A 15,536-nucleotide genomic window follows, 5' to 3' on the forward strand; every position below is an offset into this window, starting at 1 on the left:
GGACTTCTTATTCCCCATTCCCTTTCGGTATCGACAAATCGGGGTGTAGCGTCAAGTCGTCGCGCGCGTCCGCTCACGGTTCTTGAACTCGGCCGAAGCGGCGTTCATATAGGTCTGGCACCCGCCTTCGTGCCGCGCATTCATCCGAACGCGAGATGACGATGGCCGTTTGAACGCCTGCATGCATAGCCTTTGGTCCGCTTCGACCGAACGCTTCATGCAGAGGAGATTGAAATGCCGACCCTGTTCCGGTTCCTGTTCTTTTGTGCCGTCGCCGCCGGATTAGTCTACGGCACGATGGTCTCTCTCGTCACCTTTGTCGAACCGGTTGAGCGCGACGTGACCGTGAAAATCCCGTCCGAGCGGGTGAACAAGCCCCAATGAGCGACCTCTCTGCCGCCCATGTCGAGGCCTTCCTCGAAATGATGAGTGCCGAGCGCGGCGCTGCGGTCAACACGCTGCAATCTTACGAGCGCGACCTGGAGGATGCTTCCTCGCACCTGCGCACGCTCGGAACCGGGCTGACGGCGGCAACCCCGGACGATCTTCGCACCTACCTCGCCCATCTCTCGGGCCAGGGCTTCAAGCCCTCCTCGCAGGCACGGCGCCTCTCCGCACTCCGGCAGTTCTACAAATTCCTCTACGCCGAGGGTATGCGCGGCGACGATCCGACAGGCATTCTCGACGCCCCGAAGAAGGGGCGCAGCCTGCCGAAGACGCTGAGCGTCGAGGACGTCTCGCGGCTGATCGGGCAGGCCGAGAGCGAGGCCGCATCAGGAGGTCCGGACCACCTTGCGAAGTTGCGCATGCATGCGCTGATTGAGCTTCTGTACGCGACCGGCATGCGCGTCAGCGAGCTGGTCTCCCTGCCGGCAAGCGTGCTGGCGCAGAACGGCCGCTTCCTCGTGATCCGCGGCAAGGGCAACAAGGACCGGCTCGTGCCGCTCTCGCAAGCGGCAATCCGGGCGATGCGGGCCTATGGCGAGGCGCTCGCCGAGGAAATGGCCAGGGAGGAAGCGGGCAACCGCGAGAGCCCGTGGCTCTTCCCCTCCTCCGGCAAGCAGGGCTTCCTGCCGCGCCAGGTTTTTGCGCGCGATCTGAAATCGCTCGCGGCACGCGCTGGCATAAGGGTCGCCACGATCTCGCCGCACGTGCTGCGGCACGCCTTCGCCAGCCACCTGCTCGCCAATGGCGCGGACCTTCGCGCCGTGCAGGAACTGCTCGGCCATTCGGACATTTCAACGACACAAATCTATACACATGTGCTGGAAGAACGGCTGCACAACCTCGTGCAAAACCATCACCCTCTTGCCAAACAGGCGAAAAAACAGGATTAGGACGGCCGGGCACGCTGGTTTCGGCCCGCTGGTCCTTGTCGCAAAATGATCGGAAACGCATCTCATGCACAACTATCTCGATTTCGAAAAGCCCATCTCCGACCTCGAAGGCAAGATTCTCGAACTGAAGAAGCTCGCCGGCGAAGACGAGAGCGTGAACACTTCGGATGAGATCGAACGCCTGGAGACGCGCGTCCGCGACGCGATGATCGAGATCTATTCCAAGCTGACGCCCTGGCAGAAGACCCAGGTCGCCCGTCACCCCTCGCGTCCGCACTTCCTGGATTACGCCGCCGAGCTCTTCACCGAGTTCACGCCGCTTGCGGGCGACCGCAACTATGCCAACGACGATGCCATCCAGGCCGGCCTTGCGCGTTTCCGCGGCATGCCGGTCGCCGTTCTCGGCCAGGAGAAGGGCAACGACACGAAGTCGCGCATCAAGCACAACTTCGGTAGCCCCCGTCCTGAAGGCTACCGCAAGGCGATCCGCGTCATGGAAATGGCCGATCGCTTCGGCCTGCCCCTGATCACGCTGGTCGATACCGCCGGTGCCTATCCGGGCGTCGGCGCAGAAGAACGCGGCCAGGCGGAAGCCATCGCCCGCTCCACTGAGATGTGCCTCAATGTTCGCGTACCGATCGTCACCGTCGTCATCGGCGAAGGCGGCTCCGGCGGCGCCATCGCGATCGCTACCGGCAACCGCGTCTACATGCTGGAGCATGCGATCTACAGCGTCATCTCGCCGGAAGGCGCTGCCTCGATCCTGTGGCGCGATTCCACCCGCGCCAAGGAAGCCGCCAGCAACATGAAGATCACCTCCGAGGACCTGAAGGCACTCGGCGTCATCGACGGCATCATTCAGGAGCCGGTCGGCGGCGCACACCGCGACCCGAACGCGGTCATCGGCCGCACCGGAACCGTGATCGCCGACGCGTTGAAGGAATTGTCCGGACGCAATGGCGACCAGTTGCGCACGGATCGCCGACAGAAGTACCTCAGTATCGGCCGCAACCTCTAAGCTGGACCGGGATGCGGGCGGAAATCCCACGCCCTCTATCCGATCTGGTCCTGGTGGTTCGCGATTGCGCAAGCGGATTTCGCAACTGCAAAGCGGAGTATGGCCAAATCTTGGCCATATTCATGAGGTCATGAACAGCGCATCGGCAGGGCCACCCTGCAGGGTTAAGAATTCGTGAAGTATAATCGCTTAGTGATTCTCTGAAGAGCCCACCCGTCGCGGACCTGGGCTTTCCTATTCGAGTTGGGTTTGAACGGGCCTCTGCTGATGCGTTTCAGAAACCTTGTAGCCTCCGCCGCCATCGTCGCCGCGCTTGCCGGCTGCACCAATGAAACGCTGGACACGACGACATCGGTCGACCTCAAGTCCGTCAAGAACAAAACCGAGTACCAGGTCTCCGGACCCATGGTCAAAAAGATGACCGAACTCGGGATGCAGAAGCAGGCCCCGATCTCGCTGCGCATCTTCAAGGAAGAAGGCACGCTCGAGGTCTGGAAGGCCAATACGGCCAATCGCTTCCAGCTGCTGAAAACCTATAAGATCTGCGCCTGGTCCGGCAAATTGGGCCCGAAGGTAAAGGAAGGCGATCGTCAGGCGCCGGAGGGCTTCTATCCGCTCTTCCCGCACCAGATGAACCCCAACTCGAATTATTACCTGGCGATCAACACCGGCTATCCCAACACCTACGACAAGGCGAACGGCCGTCAGGGAACGCACCTGATGATCCACGGCGCCTGCTCGTCGTCGGGCTGCTACTCGATGACCGACGAGCAGATGATCGAGATCTTCGCCCTCGCCCGGGATTCCTTCAAGGGCGGCCAGGAAAGTGTTCAGCTCCAGGCCTTCCCCTTCCGCATGACCGCGGAAAACATGGCGCGCCATCGCAACAACCCGAACATCGATTTCTGGAAGATGCTGAAGGTCGGCTACGACCAGTTCGAGATCACCAAGCGTCCGCCTGAAGTGAACGTCTGCGAGAAGAAGTACGTCTTCAACCAGCAGGCCTCCGACCCGTTCAATCCGAGCGGCCAGTGCCCGGCCATGTCGACCCCGCCGGCGCTGCAAGTGGCGATGGCAGGCTTCGAGAAGACCTACCAGACCGACTACGACAAGGCCATGAAGAAGTATGACGGCATGGTCTGGTACGAGCCGAGCGAAGCCGAGCGCAAGGCGATCGTCGCCAAGCAGCGCGTCGGCCGCGAACTCGCCTATGCGCCAACCGGCAACTCCTTCGACGCCGGCAAGCTGATGAAGGCCAGCGACCTCGAGAAGAAGCTCGCCGACCAGAAGGAAGCGGAAGAGACCAAGCAGGCCGTCGAGATCCAGAAGAAGGAACTCGAAAAGGCGACCGACGGCGGCAAGCACGTCCCGGTTCCAGCCGCCAACCCCGTACCGCAGCCGGTGATGCAGGCAGCCGTCGAGCAGCCGGCGAAGAAATCCTTCTGGAGCCTGTTCTCGAAGAGCGAGCCGGAGGCAGAAGCACCCGCTCCGGCCGTTCAGACACCCGAACAGCAGGCAGCCGTCGCACCGCAGGCGCAGGAACCGGCGAAGACGACCAAGCAGGCACGCACGACGGCGCCAGCTGCGACTGAGCAGCAGACGGCCGCCGTTGCAACGGCACCTGCCCCCGAGGCGGTGGCGGAAACGCCTGTGCTCACCGAAGAGCCGCCGAAGAAGCGCCCCTTCTGGAAAATCTGGGGCAATTGATGCCGAGTGAGACCAAGATCGTCTACGACCTCAGGGGGCTTAAATGCCCCCTTCCCGTTTTGAAGACGCGCAAGCGCATGTCCTCACTAGCCCCGGGCGCATTGCTGGAGATCGAGACGACCGATCCTCTGGCAGTGATCGATATCCCGCACTTCTGCAACGAAGACGGCCACACGCTCGAAGAGTCCGCTGCTGCCGACGGCGGCCACCGGTTTCTGATCCGCAAGGGCGCCTGAGACGCCGCGACGGGCCGCGGCATCACAATGCTATCTGAATGATGATTAAAACCGCATGCCGGGAACGGAGAGCGGGTTGTCGGAAAGCGCCTGCGCGTCCGGCCGGTCGATGCGCGGCTGGCCGGTGAAGGCGTCGAACAGGTCGCGGACAAAGTCTTCCGTCAATCCCTTGGTGATCAGCACCATGCGGGTGCGCCGGTCGTTCGGGTCCGGCCATGCCGTCAGACGCTCCGGCGTATGGAAGACATTCTGCACGCCATGCAACACCAGCGGCCGGTCCGGTCTGTCGGCCACCGCTACGATTGCCTTCATCCTGAGCAGCTTCTCGCCATGAGCCGAACGCAGGAGGTCGATGAACATATCGAGTGCCATCGGCTCGATCGGCCGGTCGTGCACAATGCTGAACGAGCGGATGTCGCCGCCATGCCGGTTCACATCATGATGATGATCGTGGTCATGGTGGTGATCATGATCGTGATGGTGGTCACCATGATCGTGGTGATGATGGTTGTGGTCGTGATGGGCTTCATCCTGCAGCCAGCGGCCGACATCGGCGATCTTCGAGGATGGATCATAAAGGCCGCAGGCGAAAAGCGCTGAGCGTCCCGCCTCGTCGCTGTCGCCATCGATGAGCGGCGCACGCGGATTGAGCGCCCGGATACGAACCGTCAGCGCGTCGCGCGTGGAAGCATCGGCTAGACCGGTCTTGCTGACGACGATGCGGTCGGCGACCGCGATCTGCTTCAGGGCTTCCTCGTGGTTGGCGATCGTCTGCAGGCCGTTGACGGCATCGACGACGGTGACGACGCCGTCCAGCCGGAAGTTCTGCGCGATGATGGGATTGCCGATCACCGATTGCAGCACCGGCGCGGGGTCGGCAAGGCCGGTCGTTTCGATGACGATGCGCTTCAGCGGCCTGATCTTGCCGGTCTGCATCCGGTCCATGAGATCGGCGAGCGTGTCGACCAGTTCGCCACGCACCGTGCAGCAAAGGCAGCCGTCGGAAAGCTCGATAACCCCGTCGCTGGAGGCCTCCACCAGCAGGTGGTCGATCGAGACGTCGCCGAATTCGTTGATGATGACGGCCGTGTCCGAGAGATCGGGATCCTTCAGCAACCGGTTGAGCAACGTTGTCTTGCCCGCACCGAGAAAGCCGGTGAGGATGGAGACCGGCACCGCCGGCAAGGGACTAGCCATCATGAACTCCGATCAGAAGGTCGGCCGCGGCACGGGGATCGGCACATTGGCGGCGTCGCCCTGGCCAGCTTGGTCGGCGACGACTTTCGGCGCCTTCTCACCGCTGCCGGCGATAAGACCGGCGAAGGCGAGATTCAGCGGCCGGTTGATTTCGTGGATATAGGGCGAGAGCAGCTTCTGGCGGCCGCCCTCGTCGCGGCCTTCGCTGCGGACCTTGGCCGCTGCCTTCGAGCAGATCTGCTTGCTGACATCGGCCACCATGTCGCGCGTCTCGCCATAGGGCGGGATCTGCACCAGGGAAGGTTTGCCATTGCCGCTCGTCGTCAGCGCCATCTGCATGAGCCGCGCAGATTCGTCGGCACGCGCGCCGAGGCTATCCTCGCCGAGTACGACAGAGACGACGCTACGCCCGTCACGGGTGGCAGACGAAACCTGGTTGAAACCGGAGGCGCAGATGAAGCCGGTCTTCATGCCATCGGCGCCTTCGAAGCGTCCGATCAGCATGTTGTAGTTCGGATAGTTCTTCTTGCCGGTGGTGAAGCCTTCCAGCGAGAAATAGGAGGCATACTGCGGGAACTCGCGCTTGAGCGTAATCGCCAGCACCGCAAGGTCGCGCGCCGTCGTATACTGGCCCGGACCCGGCAGGCCGTTGGGATTGATGAAGTTGGACGAGGTCATGCCGATGCGGCGCGCCTCGGCGTTCATCCGCTCGATGAAGGCGGGCTCCGAACCGCCGACCGTCTCGGCGATCGCGACTGCGACGTCGTTCGCGGACTTGACCAGCATCATCTTCAGCGCGCTGTCGAGCGTCATCGCCTGCCCGGGCTTGTAGAACATCTTGCTCGGCGGCTCGGAGGCCGCATTCTTGGTCATGATGACCGGGCTCTCGAGCGTGAGCTGCCCCGACTTGATGGCGCGGAAGGCCGTATAGGCCGTCATCAGCTTGGTCAGCGAAGCCGGATACCATTTCTGGAAGATGTCCTGGTGCTCGTAGACCTTCAGCGAATTGACGTCGACGACGAGCCGCGGATTGGCCGCAGCCGGCAGCGCTGCAAGAAGCGTCGCGCAGGTTGCCACCGTCACTCCCAGCGCCTTCATCTTGCCACGCGTGAAAAATCCTGCTGTCACCACAATAGAACCTCGAAATTCCGCTGTTGCCTCGTCTCGTCCGGCTATTTAGCCTATATGGCGAGGAGATGGCAAAGCCCATTCACGGGCACCCCTGCCAATCCACCGCAGATACACAGTGATCGAACAGACCGACAGGACGAACCGATGCCGATACTCAACCGTGCCGCCGAGCTCCAGAACGAAGTCGCCGAATGGCGGCGCCATCTGCACAGGAACCCGGAACTCCTGTTCGCGGTTGAAAATACGGCATCCTTCGTCGAAAAGAAACTCAAGGAGTTCGGCGTTGACGAAGTCGTGACGGGGCTCGGCCGCACCGGCGTCGTCGGCCTGATCCGCGGCAATCTCGGCTCGGGCCGCACCATCGGCCTGCGCGCCGACATGGATGCGCTGCCGATTACCGAGACGAGCGGCAAGCCCTGGGCTTCGCAAACGTCTGGCAAGATGCATGCCTGCGGTCACGACGGCCATACTGCCATGCTTCTCGGCGCGGCCAAATATCTCGCCGAGACCCGCAACTTCGCCGGCAGTGTCGCCGTCATCTTCCAGCCGGCCGAAGAAGGCGGCGGCGGCGGTAACGAGATGGTCAAGGACGGCATGATGGAGCGTTTTGCCATCGAGGAAGTCTATGGCATGCACAACATGCCGGGCATGCCCATTGGCCACTTCGGCAGCCGTGTCGGCCCCATCATGGCTTCGACCGACGAGTTCACCATCACCATCAAGGGCCGCGGCGGCCATGCGGCCCAGCCGCATAAGACGATCGACCCGATCATCGTCGGCACCCAGATTGTCACCGCTCTGCAGACGATCGCCTCGCGCACGGTCGATCCGCTCGCCTCGGTCGTCGTCTCCGTCACAAAGTTCAACGCCGGCTTCGCCCACAATGTCATCCCGGAAGAAGCCGTGCTCGGCGGCACGGTGCGCACTCTCGTGCCCGAGGTACGCGATATCGGCGAGGGCCGCATCCGCACGATCGCCGAAGGAGTGGCGGCCCTATACGGCGCGACCGTCAACGTCGCCTACAATCGCAACTATCCGGTGACCGTGAACCATGCGGAAGAGACCGGCTACGCTTTGAGGGCCGCGGCCGAGATCGCCGGGACAAGCAACGTCAAGCCGTCGCTCGACCCGATGATGGGCGGAGAGGATTTCTCCTACATGCTGATTGCCCGTCCCGGCGCCTTCGTGTTCATGGGTAACGGCGAGACCGCCGGGCTGCATCACCCGGCATACGATTTCAATGACGAGGCGATCCCGCACGGCATCTCCTACTGGGTGAAGCTCGCGGAAACGCGACTTGCCGCCTGAGGCATCGGCGGGAGGCACCATGCATCAGATCGACAAGATTGACCGTAGAATTCTCAACATTCTCCAGGCGGATGGGCGCATCACCAATCTGGAGCTTGCCGATCGCATCGGCCTGTCGCCGACGGCGACCAGCGAGCGGCTGCGCCGGCTGTTGAAGGAAGGCTACGTCTCGGGCTTCGGCGCGCGGCTTGACCCGCACAAGCTCGGCTTCGGCCTGCTGGTTTTCATCGAGGTCATGCTCGACAAGACGACGCCCGACGTCTTCGACCAGTTCGCCGCCGCCGTCAAACAGGCGCCGGCCGTGCTCGAATGTCACATGGTGGCGGGGGGCTTCGACTATCTCGTCAAGACGCGGTTCGAGGACATGGCGGCCTACCGCAACTTCCTCGGCCAGGTGCTCTGGACGCTTCCGGGCGTCAAGGAGACCCGAACTTACGCAGTGATGGAAGAGATCAAGAACGACGGACCGCTGCCGCTCGTTTGAGCCGCAGTCAGAAAGAAGGCCCGGAAACCCCATCGGATTCCGGGCCGTTCCATTTCAGTTTAGGCGGCGTCCTGCAGCGACGCCATGTCGATGACGAAGCGATAGCGCACGTCGCTCTTGACGACGCGTTCATAGGCTTCGTTGATCTGTTGGATCCGGATCGTTTCGATTTCCGAGACGATATTGTGCTCGCCGCAGAAGTCGAGCATCTCCTGGGTTTCCTTGATCGAGCCGATCATCGAACCGGAAATGCTCCGGCGGGCGGGCACCAGCGAGAAGGCGTGTACCGGCACCGCATTCTCAGGAATGCCGACCAGCACGAAATCGCCGTCGACCTTCAGAAGGTTGACGTAGGCATTCCAGTCGATCTCGGCAGCGACGGTGCAGATGATCAGGTCGAATGTGCCTGCCAGTGCCTTGAAGGTCTCCGGATCGTTGGTGGCATAGTAGTGGTCGGCGCCGAGCTTCAGACCGTCTTCCTTCTTGGAAAGCGTCTGGCTGAGAACCGTCACCTCCGCGCCCATGGCGTGCGCCAGCTTGACGCCCATGTGGCCGAGGCCGCCCATGCCGACGATCGCGACCTTCTTGCCGGGACCGGCCTTCCAGTGGCGCAGCGGCGAATAAAGCGTGATGCCGGCGCAAAGCAGCGGTGCTGCGGCGTCGAGCGGCAGGTTCTCCGGGATCGACAGCACATAGCCTTCCTTGACGACGATACTGTCGGAATAGCCGCCCTGGGTCGGCGTCTTACCGTCGGCTTCCACGCCGTTATAGGTCACGATCAGACCGGGCATGTAATGTTCCAGATCCACATCGCGCGTGGCGCAGGTGGTGCAGGAATCGACGAAGCAGCCGACGCCGGCGCGGTCACCGACTTTGAACTTGGTGACCTTGGAGCCAACCGCCGTCACGATGCCGACGATCTCGTGGCCGGGAACCATCGGGAAGGCCGAATTGCCCCATTCGTTGCGGGCCTGGTGGATGTCGGAGTGGCAGACGCCGCAATATTTGATCTCGATCACCACGTCGTCGTCGCGCGGTTCGCGGCGCTCGAAGGTGAAGGGCGTCAGCGGCTTCGACGCATCGGTCGCCGCATATCCTCTTGCAATGGCCATCAGTCTGTCCTCATTTTGGGAAAGGGTGCAGGTCCGGAGGGAACCCGGCCTGACGCACCTCGAACTATGGGGGCGCAGACACGGTGAGCGTTAGAGCGATCCTGCAAAATTCTTGCACGATCCTACAAGATTGACAGTGAGATCCTGGAGATGGCACGTCGATGCCCTACCTGAGCGTTGCCTCACACAATGCTAAGCCGCTGGAAAGACCGCAGATTATGACAGCCACAAGACAGACTGCCCGCCACCAGATGATCGATGTCATTGCCCGGTTTGCCGAGCGGGACGGCGACCACCTGACCGGGATTTCCGGCCTGACCCTGCATCGCCATGGCGGCGACGCTCCGGTCAATTGCTCGGCCTATCGGCCAAGCCTGGCAATCATCGTGCAAGGGGCCAAACGTGTGGTTCTCGGCGACGAGACACTGATCTACGGCGCGTCGGACTATCTGCTGACGTCAATCGACCTGCCCGTTCTCTCCCAGGTCTGCAAGGCCTCCGCAGAAGAACCTTATCTCAGCATGGCCTTCACGCTCGATCCCGGCAAGATCCAGGCGCTGCTTGCGTCCTTGTCGCAATTGCCGCAGCCGGCCGCTTCGGCGCGCGGCATGAGCGTCAGCAAGATCACTGTCGATCTCGAAGACGCGGCCCTGCGCCTGCTGCGCCTGCTCGAACGGCCGGACGATATCCCCGCCCTCTTGCCACTGATCGAACAGGAGATCCTCTACCGGCTTTTGACCGGCCCGCATGGCCACCGCCTGCGGCAGATGGCGACGACCGACAGCCAGCCTCATCAGGTCGGCCGCGCCGTCGCCTGGCTGAAAGAGCACTATTCGCGGCCGCTGCGGATCGACGATCTCGCCAACCGTGTCTCCATGAGCGTGTCGTCGCTGCACCATCATTTTAAGGCGATCACCGCGATGAGCCCGCTGCAATACCAGAAGCAGCTCCGGCTGCAGGAGGCGCGACGGCTGATGCTGGAGGAGCAGCTCGACGCCGGCGACGCCGGCCATCAGGTGGGCTACGAAAGCCAGTCGCAGTTCAGCCGCGAGTATGCCCGCCACTTCGGCGAGCCACCGATGCGCGACATCGGCCGGGTGCGCCGCTCGCTGCTCGAACGGCTGGCTCCGCAGGCGGAGATGTTGAGCGAGGGCTGAGGAGCACGCCTCAACTCCGCTCGATATCCCTTCGCAGCACGATCGACGTCGTCAAATCCTCGACATTGTCCATCGTCGCCACCTCGTTGCGCAACTCGTTGAGCGCATTGATCGAGCCGACCTCGACCTCGACGACGAGATCGAGCTGGCCGCTGACGGATGACACCTTGCGCACCGAGGAAAAGCCGGCGAGCCGGTCGAGCACGCCGATCGACGGCGTGCGCTTCAAAGTCACCAGCAGGAAAGCCTGGATCGTGCCCTCCTCCAATTGCCCGATATCGGCGCGATAGCCGCGAATGACACCGGCCTTTTCAAGCCGGCTGACCCGCTCGGTGGTCGCACTTCTGGAGAGGCCGATGCGGCCCGCCAGCGACTTCATCGGGATGCGCGCCTCTTGCGACAGGATGCTGAGGATCGTGCGGTCGATCGCGTCTATGTCCTGCATCTCTGCTCCTCCGCGGTCCGCCGACAAGATGACGGTTATTATAAACATAGTGCCGGTGCAACCGGCATATTGCCGGATGCATCACGGCACGGCTCATGTAACTCTCGCCGACAGATGAGGGTCCCCATGAACGATATGCTGACGACGACGCCTGACTTTTCGACCGATGCGGCAGCGGCGCTGCTGAAGGAGCACTATGGCCTCGAAGGCTTGCTCTCGCTGCTTGCCAGCGAACGCGACCAGAACTTCAAGGTCGAGACAAAGGGTGGCGACACCTACATCCTCAAGATCATCAACGGTGCCGAACCCGCAGTCGAAAGCGATTTCCAGACGGCGCTACTCGGCCACGTCGGAGCCCATGCCGTCGATCTGCCGGTGCCGCATATCCGCCCGACGCTTAAAGGCGCGAGCCTCGGTTCGACCACGAGTGCGCGCGGCGTCACCCACAGCCTGCGCCTCGTCAGCTGGGTCGAGGGCCTGCCGCTTGCCGAGACGGGGCGCAGCGACGCAGCACTTCAGTCGCTCGGGCAGATGCTCGGCCGCTTCGACGCATCGCTTAAAGGCTTCATGCATCCGGGGGCGCTGCGCGATCTCGACTGGGACATCCGTCACGCCGGCCGCTCGGCCGACCGGCTGCACCACGTCGCCTCCGCTGAAGACCGCGCTTTGCTCGAGCGGTTCCTCACCCGCTTCGAAAAATCCGTCGCGCCGCGGCTCGCGACCCTTCGCGCCGCCGTCATTCACAACGACGCCAACGACTGGAACGTGCTGGTCGCCAAGGCCGACCACGACCAGATCTCCGGCCTGATCGATTTCGGTGATGCACTGCACGCGCCCGTCATTGCCGAAGTGGCGATCGCCGCCGCCTATGCCGGGCTCGATCATCCCGATCCGATCGGCGCCGCCGCTGCAATCGTCCGCGGCTTCCATCAGGAATATCCGCTGGCGGAAGAAGAGGTCGACCTTCTGTTCGATCTCATCGCCATGCGCCTCGTCACTTCAGTCACCATCTCGGCCTCGCGCCGGGCTCACACCGACGACAACCCCTATCTCGCGATCAGCGAGCGGCCGGCCTGGACGCTGCTGCGCAAGCTCGACCGGATGAACCCGCGTTTCGCCACCGCCATCCTGCGCAAGGCCTGCGGCTTCGAAGCAAGCCCCGGCGCCAGCCGCGTCACCACCTGGATCAACGCCAACCGCAAGACGTTGAAGCCCTTGCTCGCGCGCCCGGCTGCGACCTACCCGGCGGCGCTCGTGCCCTATGGCGACCCCTTACATCCGATGACCGTGAAATCGGCCGGTGAACAGCCGGACGAAGCCCAGGCGATCTGGGAAGTCTATTGCCGCGAGCATGGCGTTGAACTCGGCATCGGTCCCTTCGGCGAGGAGCGCACCGTCTATGCCGGCGAGATCTTCGTCTCGCGCTTCATCGACCACACCCGCCGCACCCGCCATCTCGGCCTCGACCTGTTCATGGCCGCCGGCACCAAACTCTATACCCCCCTTGCCGCCACCGTCGTCAGCGTCGAGATCGAAGAAGATCCGCTGGGCTATGGCTGCCTGATCGCGCTTCGCCACGAGCCCGACGGCTGCCCGCCCTTCGTCACACTCTGGGGTCACCTGGCACATGAAGCGGTGGGACGGATCAGGGCCGGCGACCAGCTTGAGGCCGGGGCGCTCGTCGGCGAAATGGGGGCTCCAAAGGAAAACGGCGGCTGGGCGCCGCATCTGCATCTGCAGCTTTCGACCGACACCAGCCTGACCGCGACCGAGATCCTCGGCGTCGGCGAGCCGCAGTTTCTCGACGTCTGGGCCGAACTGTTTCCGGATGCCCGCACCTTTGCCGGCATCGCGGAAGAGTTCTACGAGAAGAAGGGCCGCTCGCACGAAGAGATCGTCAGGCGGCGCAAGGAACTGCTGCTGCCGAACCTCTCGATCTCCTACGACAAGCCGATCAAGTTCGTGCGCGGCGAAGGCGTCTGGCTGATCGACGACAGCGGCCGCGCCTATCTCGACTGCTTCAACAATGTCTGCCACATCGGCCACGCCCATCCGGCGGTGGTCGAGGCGATGGCGAAGCAGGCGGCGATCCTCAACACCAATACGCGCTACCTGCACGACAACATCGTCGCCTATGCCGAGCGGCTCACCGCGACGCTGCCGAAAGAGTTGACGGTTGCCGGCTTCGTAAACAGCGGCTCGGAGGCGAACAGCCTGGCCCTGCGGCTGATGCGCGCCCATACCGGCCGCGAGAACGCGATCACGCTCGACTGGTCCTATCACGGCACGACACAGGAACTGATCGACATCAGCCCCTACAAGTTCCGCCGCAAGGGCGGCAAGGGTCCGAAGCCGCATGTCCATGTGGCGACCATTCCCGACAGCTACCATGCACCCGCCGACTGGCCGGTCGAGGAACACGGCAAACGTTTTGCCGAAAGCGTCGCCGAACTCATCGCGACGATGAAGGCCAAGGGCGAAGGCCCGGGCTTCTTCATTGCGGAATCGATCCCGAGTGTCGCCGGCCAGGTGTTCCTGCCTGAAGGTTATCTGAAGGAAGTCTATCGGCTCGTGCGCGAGGCGGGCGGCGTCTGCATTGCCGACGAGGTGCAGGTCGGTTTCGGCCGCGTCGGCAGCCATTGGTGGGCCTTCGAGATGCAAGGGGTCGTGCCCGATATCGTCACCATGGGCAAGCCGATCGGCGACGGTCATCCGCTGGCGGCGGTCGTGACGACCCGCGAAGTCACCGACAGCTTCAACAACGGCATGGAGTATTTCAACACCTTCGGCGGCAACCCGGTCTCCTGCGCCGTCGGTCTCGCGGTGCTCGACGTGATCGAGGGTCGGGATCTGCGCGGCAACGCCCTTTCGATCGGCAACTATCTGATCGACGCCTTCCGCGCCATGCAGGCCCGCTACGAGGTGATCGGCGACGTGCGCGGCATGGGCCTGTTCCTCGGTATCGAGCTTGTGACCGATCGCAAGACCAAGGCACCGGCGACCGAGTTTGCCCGGGCCGTTTCCAACGGTGCGCGCCGCCGGGGCGTGCTGATGGGCACCGAAGGTCCGCATGACAACATCCTGAAAATGCGCCCGCCGATGATCTTCTCGAAACGCGATGCCGATCATTTGATCGCCGTGCTCGAAGAGACTTTCGCAGACGTATCGAAAACGTTCGGCTAAGGCCGGGCGCAATACCGCCGAAACCAGAACCAATCGGCCGGGATGCGACGCGCATCCCGGCGGCGAAGACGCATGCCCTAAAACATGAAAAAGAGGAGAACAGGACAATGAAACTTGAAGTTCTAGCACTGGCGAGCGCGGCGTTTCTCGCCGGCACCGCCGCCAACGCCGGCATGCTCGATGTTATCAAGGAGCGCGGCGAACTTCGCTGCGGCGTCAGCCAGGGCGTGCTCGGCTTTTCCGCCCCCAACGACAAGGGTGAATGGACCGGCTTCGACATCGATTTCTGCCGCGCAGTCGCAGCCGTTGCCCTCGGCAATCCCGACAAGGTGAAATACGTACCGCTCTCGACCAAGGAGCGCTTCACCGCCCTGCAGTCGGGCGAGGCCGATCTCCTCTCGCGCCAAACCACCTGGACCCTGTCGCGTGACACCGATCTCGGCATGAGCTTCGTCGGCGTCAACTACTATGACGGCCAGGCCTTCATGGTGCGCAACGATCTCGGCGTGAAGAGCGTCAAGGAACTCTCGGGCGCCTCCGTCTGCACCGAGACCGGCACCACGACCGAGCAGAACATGGCCGACTATTTCGGCGCCAACAACATCCAGTACCAGGTGGTCGCCTTCGAAAAGGCCGACCAGACGATCCAGGCGTTCAACACCGCACGCTGCGACGTCTATTCGACCGATGCCTCGGCGCTCTACGCCCAGCGCCTGACGCTCAACGATCCGGATCGTTTCGTCGTGCTGCCAGAAGTGATCTCCAAGGAGCCGCTCGGCCCGGCCGTCCGCCAGGGCGACGATCAGTGGTTCAAGATCGTGCGCTGGACACTGTTTGCGCTGACCGAGGCCGAAGAACTCGGCATCACCAAGGACAATGCCGCCAAGCTTCTCGAAAGCGGCACGACCGGCCAGAAGCGTTTCCTCGGCATCGAAAACGAAGCCGGCAAGTCGCTCGGCCTTGATCCGAAGTGGGCCTATCAGGCGGTCTCCGCCGTCGGCAACTATGGCGAGGTCTTCGAGCGCCACCTCGGCAAGGACAGCCCGCTGAAGATCGAGCGCGGCCTCAACAAACTCTGGAGCCAGGGCGGCCTGATGTACGCCCCGCCGGCACGCTGATCCCCCCAGCAATTCCGGCAAAGGTCTCCGTTCGGAATTGCTCGACCAAGGAAAAGCGCCAACGAAAACGCCGCGGCCCTCCCCGCGGCGTTTTCGTTTTGAG

At 62.9% G+C, this 15,536-nt stretch carries 14 protein-coding genes; 10 read left to right on the forward strand and 4 right to left on the reverse strand.

The window, feature by feature from the left end:
• Positions 1-234: 234 nt before the first annotated feature.
• The 5 genes from AC070A_RS16785 (at position 235) to AC070A_RS16805 (ending at position 4,298) form a co-directional block, all read left to right on the forward strand.
• Positions 235-384, forward strand: coding sequence for a hypothetical protein (locus tag AC070A_RS16785; protein ID WP_093233937.1), 150 nt, complete (start codon positions 235-237; stop codon positions 382-384).
• Positions 381-1,337: a site-specific tyrosine recombinase XerD gene (gene xerD, locus AC070A_RS16790; protein WP_057254743.1), complete on the forward strand. Its 957-nt coding sequence runs from the start codon at positions 381-383 to the stop codon at positions 1,335-1,337. The genes AC070A_RS16785 and xerD overlap by 4 nt, the downstream gene beginning before the upstream one ends.
• A gap of 64 nt (positions 1,338-1,401) precedes the next feature.
• Positions 1,402-2,355, forward strand: coding sequence for an acetyl-CoA carboxylase carboxyltransferase subunit alpha (locus tag AC070A_RS16795; RefSeq protein ID WP_113479392.1), 954 nt, complete (start codon positions 1,402-1,404; stop codon positions 2,353-2,355).
• A 267-nt stretch (positions 2,356-2,622) separates the two neighbouring features.
• Entirely contained in the window at positions 2,623-4,062 is a 1,440-nt protein-coding gene (locus AC070A_RS16800) for a L,D-transpeptidase family protein (protein WP_113479393.1), read from the forward strand.
• Positions 4,062-4,298, forward strand: coding sequence for a sulfurtransferase TusA family protein (locus tag AC070A_RS16805; RefSeq protein ID WP_057254740.1), 237 nt, complete (start codon positions 4,062-4,064; stop codon positions 4,296-4,298). Before AC070A_RS16800 ends, AC070A_RS16805 begins: the two co-directional genes overlap by 1 nt.
• Before the next feature lie 45 nt (positions 4,299-4,343).
• Here AC070A_RS16805 and AC070A_RS16810 read toward each other — a convergent pair whose 3' ends face one another.
• Both AC070A_RS16810 and AC070A_RS16815 read right to left on the reverse strand, forming a co-directional pair.
• A complete protein-coding gene (locus AC070A_RS16810) occupies positions 4,344-5,495 on the reverse strand; it encodes a CobW family GTP-binding protein (protein WP_057254739.1) in 1,152 nt (383 codons plus the stop codon).
• 12 nt (positions 5,496-5,507) lie between these two features.
• A complete protein-coding gene (locus AC070A_RS16815) occupies positions 5,508-6,593 on the reverse strand; it encodes a D-alanyl-D-alanine carboxypeptidase family protein (protein ID WP_057254738.1) in 1,086 nt (361 codons plus the stop codon).
• A 177-nt stretch (positions 6,594-6,770) separates the two neighbouring features.
• Here AC070A_RS16815 and AC070A_RS16820 point away from each other — a divergent pair, with 177 nt between their 5' ends.
• Both AC070A_RS16820 and AC070A_RS16825 read left to right on the forward strand, forming a co-directional pair.
• Positions 6,771-7,934, forward strand: coding sequence for a M20 aminoacylase family protein (locus AC070A_RS16820; protein ID WP_057254737.1), 1,164 nt, complete (start codon positions 6,771-6,773; stop codon positions 7,932-7,934).
• A 19-nt stretch (positions 7,935-7,953) separates the two neighbouring features.
• Positions 7,954-8,418 carry an Lrp/AsnC ligand binding domain-containing protein gene (locus AC070A_RS16825; RefSeq protein ID WP_057254736.1) on the forward strand — a complete coding sequence of 155 codons (465 nt, stop codon included), beginning with the start codon at positions 7,954-7,956 and terminating at the stop codon, positions 8,416-8,418.
• A gap of 59 nt (positions 8,419-8,477) precedes the next feature.
• Here AC070A_RS16825 and AC070A_RS16830 read toward each other — a convergent pair whose 3' ends face one another.
• The gene (locus AC070A_RS16830; protein WP_057254735.1) at positions 8,478-9,530 is read right to left on the reverse strand and encodes an NAD(P)-dependent alcohol dehydrogenase; all 1,053 of its coding nucleotides are present in this window, start codon (positions 9,528-9,530) and stop codon (positions 8,478-8,480) included.
• Between the two features lie 218 nt (positions 9,531-9,748).
• Here AC070A_RS16830 and AC070A_RS16835 point away from each other — a divergent pair, with 218 nt between their 5' ends.
• Positions 9,749-10,687 (forward strand): AraC family transcriptional regulator, encoded by a 939-nt coding sequence (locus AC070A_RS16835; RefSeq protein ID WP_057254734.1) that lies wholly within the window; start codon positions 9,749-9,751, stop codon positions 10,685-10,687.
• Positions 10,688-10,697: 10 nt separating this feature from the next.
• Here AC070A_RS16835 and AC070A_RS16840 read toward each other — a convergent pair whose 3' ends face one another.
• Positions 10,698-11,180: an Lrp/AsnC family transcriptional regulator gene (locus AC070A_RS16840; protein ID WP_057254733.1), complete on the reverse strand. Its 483-nt coding sequence runs from the start codon at positions 11,178-11,180 to the stop codon at positions 10,698-10,700.
• A gap of 78 nt (positions 11,181-11,258) precedes the next feature.
• Here AC070A_RS16840 and AC070A_RS16845 point away from each other — a divergent pair, with 78 nt between their 5' ends.
• Complete coding sequence (locus AC070A_RS16845) at positions 11,259-14,315, forward strand: aminotransferase class III-fold pyridoxal phosphate-dependent enzyme (RefSeq protein ID WP_492384736.1); 3,057 nt, start codon at positions 11,259-11,261, stop codon at positions 14,313-14,315.
• 107 nt (positions 14,316-14,422) lie between these two features.
• Positions 14,423-15,433, forward strand: coding sequence for an amino acid ABC transporter substrate-binding protein (locus AC070A_RS16850; RefSeq protein WP_057254731.1), 1,011 nt, complete (start codon positions 14,423-14,425; stop codon positions 15,431-15,433).
• Positions 15,434-15,536 lie beyond the last annotated feature (103 nt).

Source organism: Ensifer sp. GW101-20A05 (assembly GCF_059424735.1).

Excerpts from the sequence above, each read along its gene's own strand:
- AC070A_RS16785 (WP_093233937.1), top strand. The coding sequence starts at position 235 with ATGCCGACCCTGTTCCGGTTCCTGTTCTTTTGTGCCGTCGCCGCCGGA.
- xerD (WP_057254743.1), top strand. The coding sequence starts at position 381 with ATGAGCGACCTCTCTGCCGCCCATGTCGAGGCCTTCCTCGAAATGATG.
- AC070A_RS16795 (WP_113479392.1), top strand. The coding sequence starts at position 1,402 with ATGCACAACTATCTCGATTTCGAAAAGCCCATCTCCGACCTCGAAGGC.
- AC070A_RS16800 (WP_113479393.1), top strand. The coding sequence starts at position 2,623 with ATGCGTTTCAGAAACCTTGTAGCCTCCGCCGCCATCGTCGCCGCGCTT.
- AC070A_RS16805 (WP_057254740.1), top strand. The coding sequence starts at position 4,062 with ATGCCGAGTGAGACCAAGATCGTCTACGACCTCAGGGGGCTTAAATGC.
- AC070A_RS16810 (WP_057254739.1), bottom strand. The coding sequence starts at position 5,495 with ATGGCTAGTCCCTTGCCGGCGGTGCCGGTCTCCATCCTCACCGGCTTT.
- AC070A_RS16815 (WP_057254738.1), bottom strand. The coding sequence starts at position 6,593 with ATGAAGGCGCTGGGAGTGACGGTGGCAACCTGCGCGACGCTTCTTGCA.
- AC070A_RS16820 (WP_057254737.1), top strand. The coding sequence starts at position 6,771 with ATGCCGATACTCAACCGTGCCGCCGAGCTCCAGAACGAAGTCGCCGAA.
- AC070A_RS16825 (WP_057254736.1), top strand. The coding sequence starts at position 7,954 with ATGCATCAGATCGACAAGATTGACCGTAGAATTCTCAACATTCTCCAG.
- AC070A_RS16830 (WP_057254735.1), bottom strand. The coding sequence starts at position 9,530 with ATGGCCATTGCAAGAGGATATGCGGCGACCGATGCGTCGAAGCCGCTG.
- AC070A_RS16835 (WP_057254734.1), top strand. The coding sequence starts at position 9,749 with ATGACAGCCACAAGACAGACTGCCCGCCACCAGATGATCGATGTCATT.
- AC070A_RS16840 (WP_057254733.1), bottom strand. The coding sequence starts at position 11,180 with ATGTTTATAATAACCGTCATCTTGTCGGCGGACCGCGGAGGAGCAGAG.
- AC070A_RS16845 (WP_492384736.1), top strand. The coding sequence starts at position 11,259 with ATGAACGATATGCTGACGACGACGCCTGACTTTTCGACCGATGCGGCA.
- AC070A_RS16850 (WP_057254731.1), top strand. The coding sequence starts at position 14,423 with ATGAAACTTGAAGTTCTAGCACTGGCGAGCGCGGCGTTTCTCGCCGGC.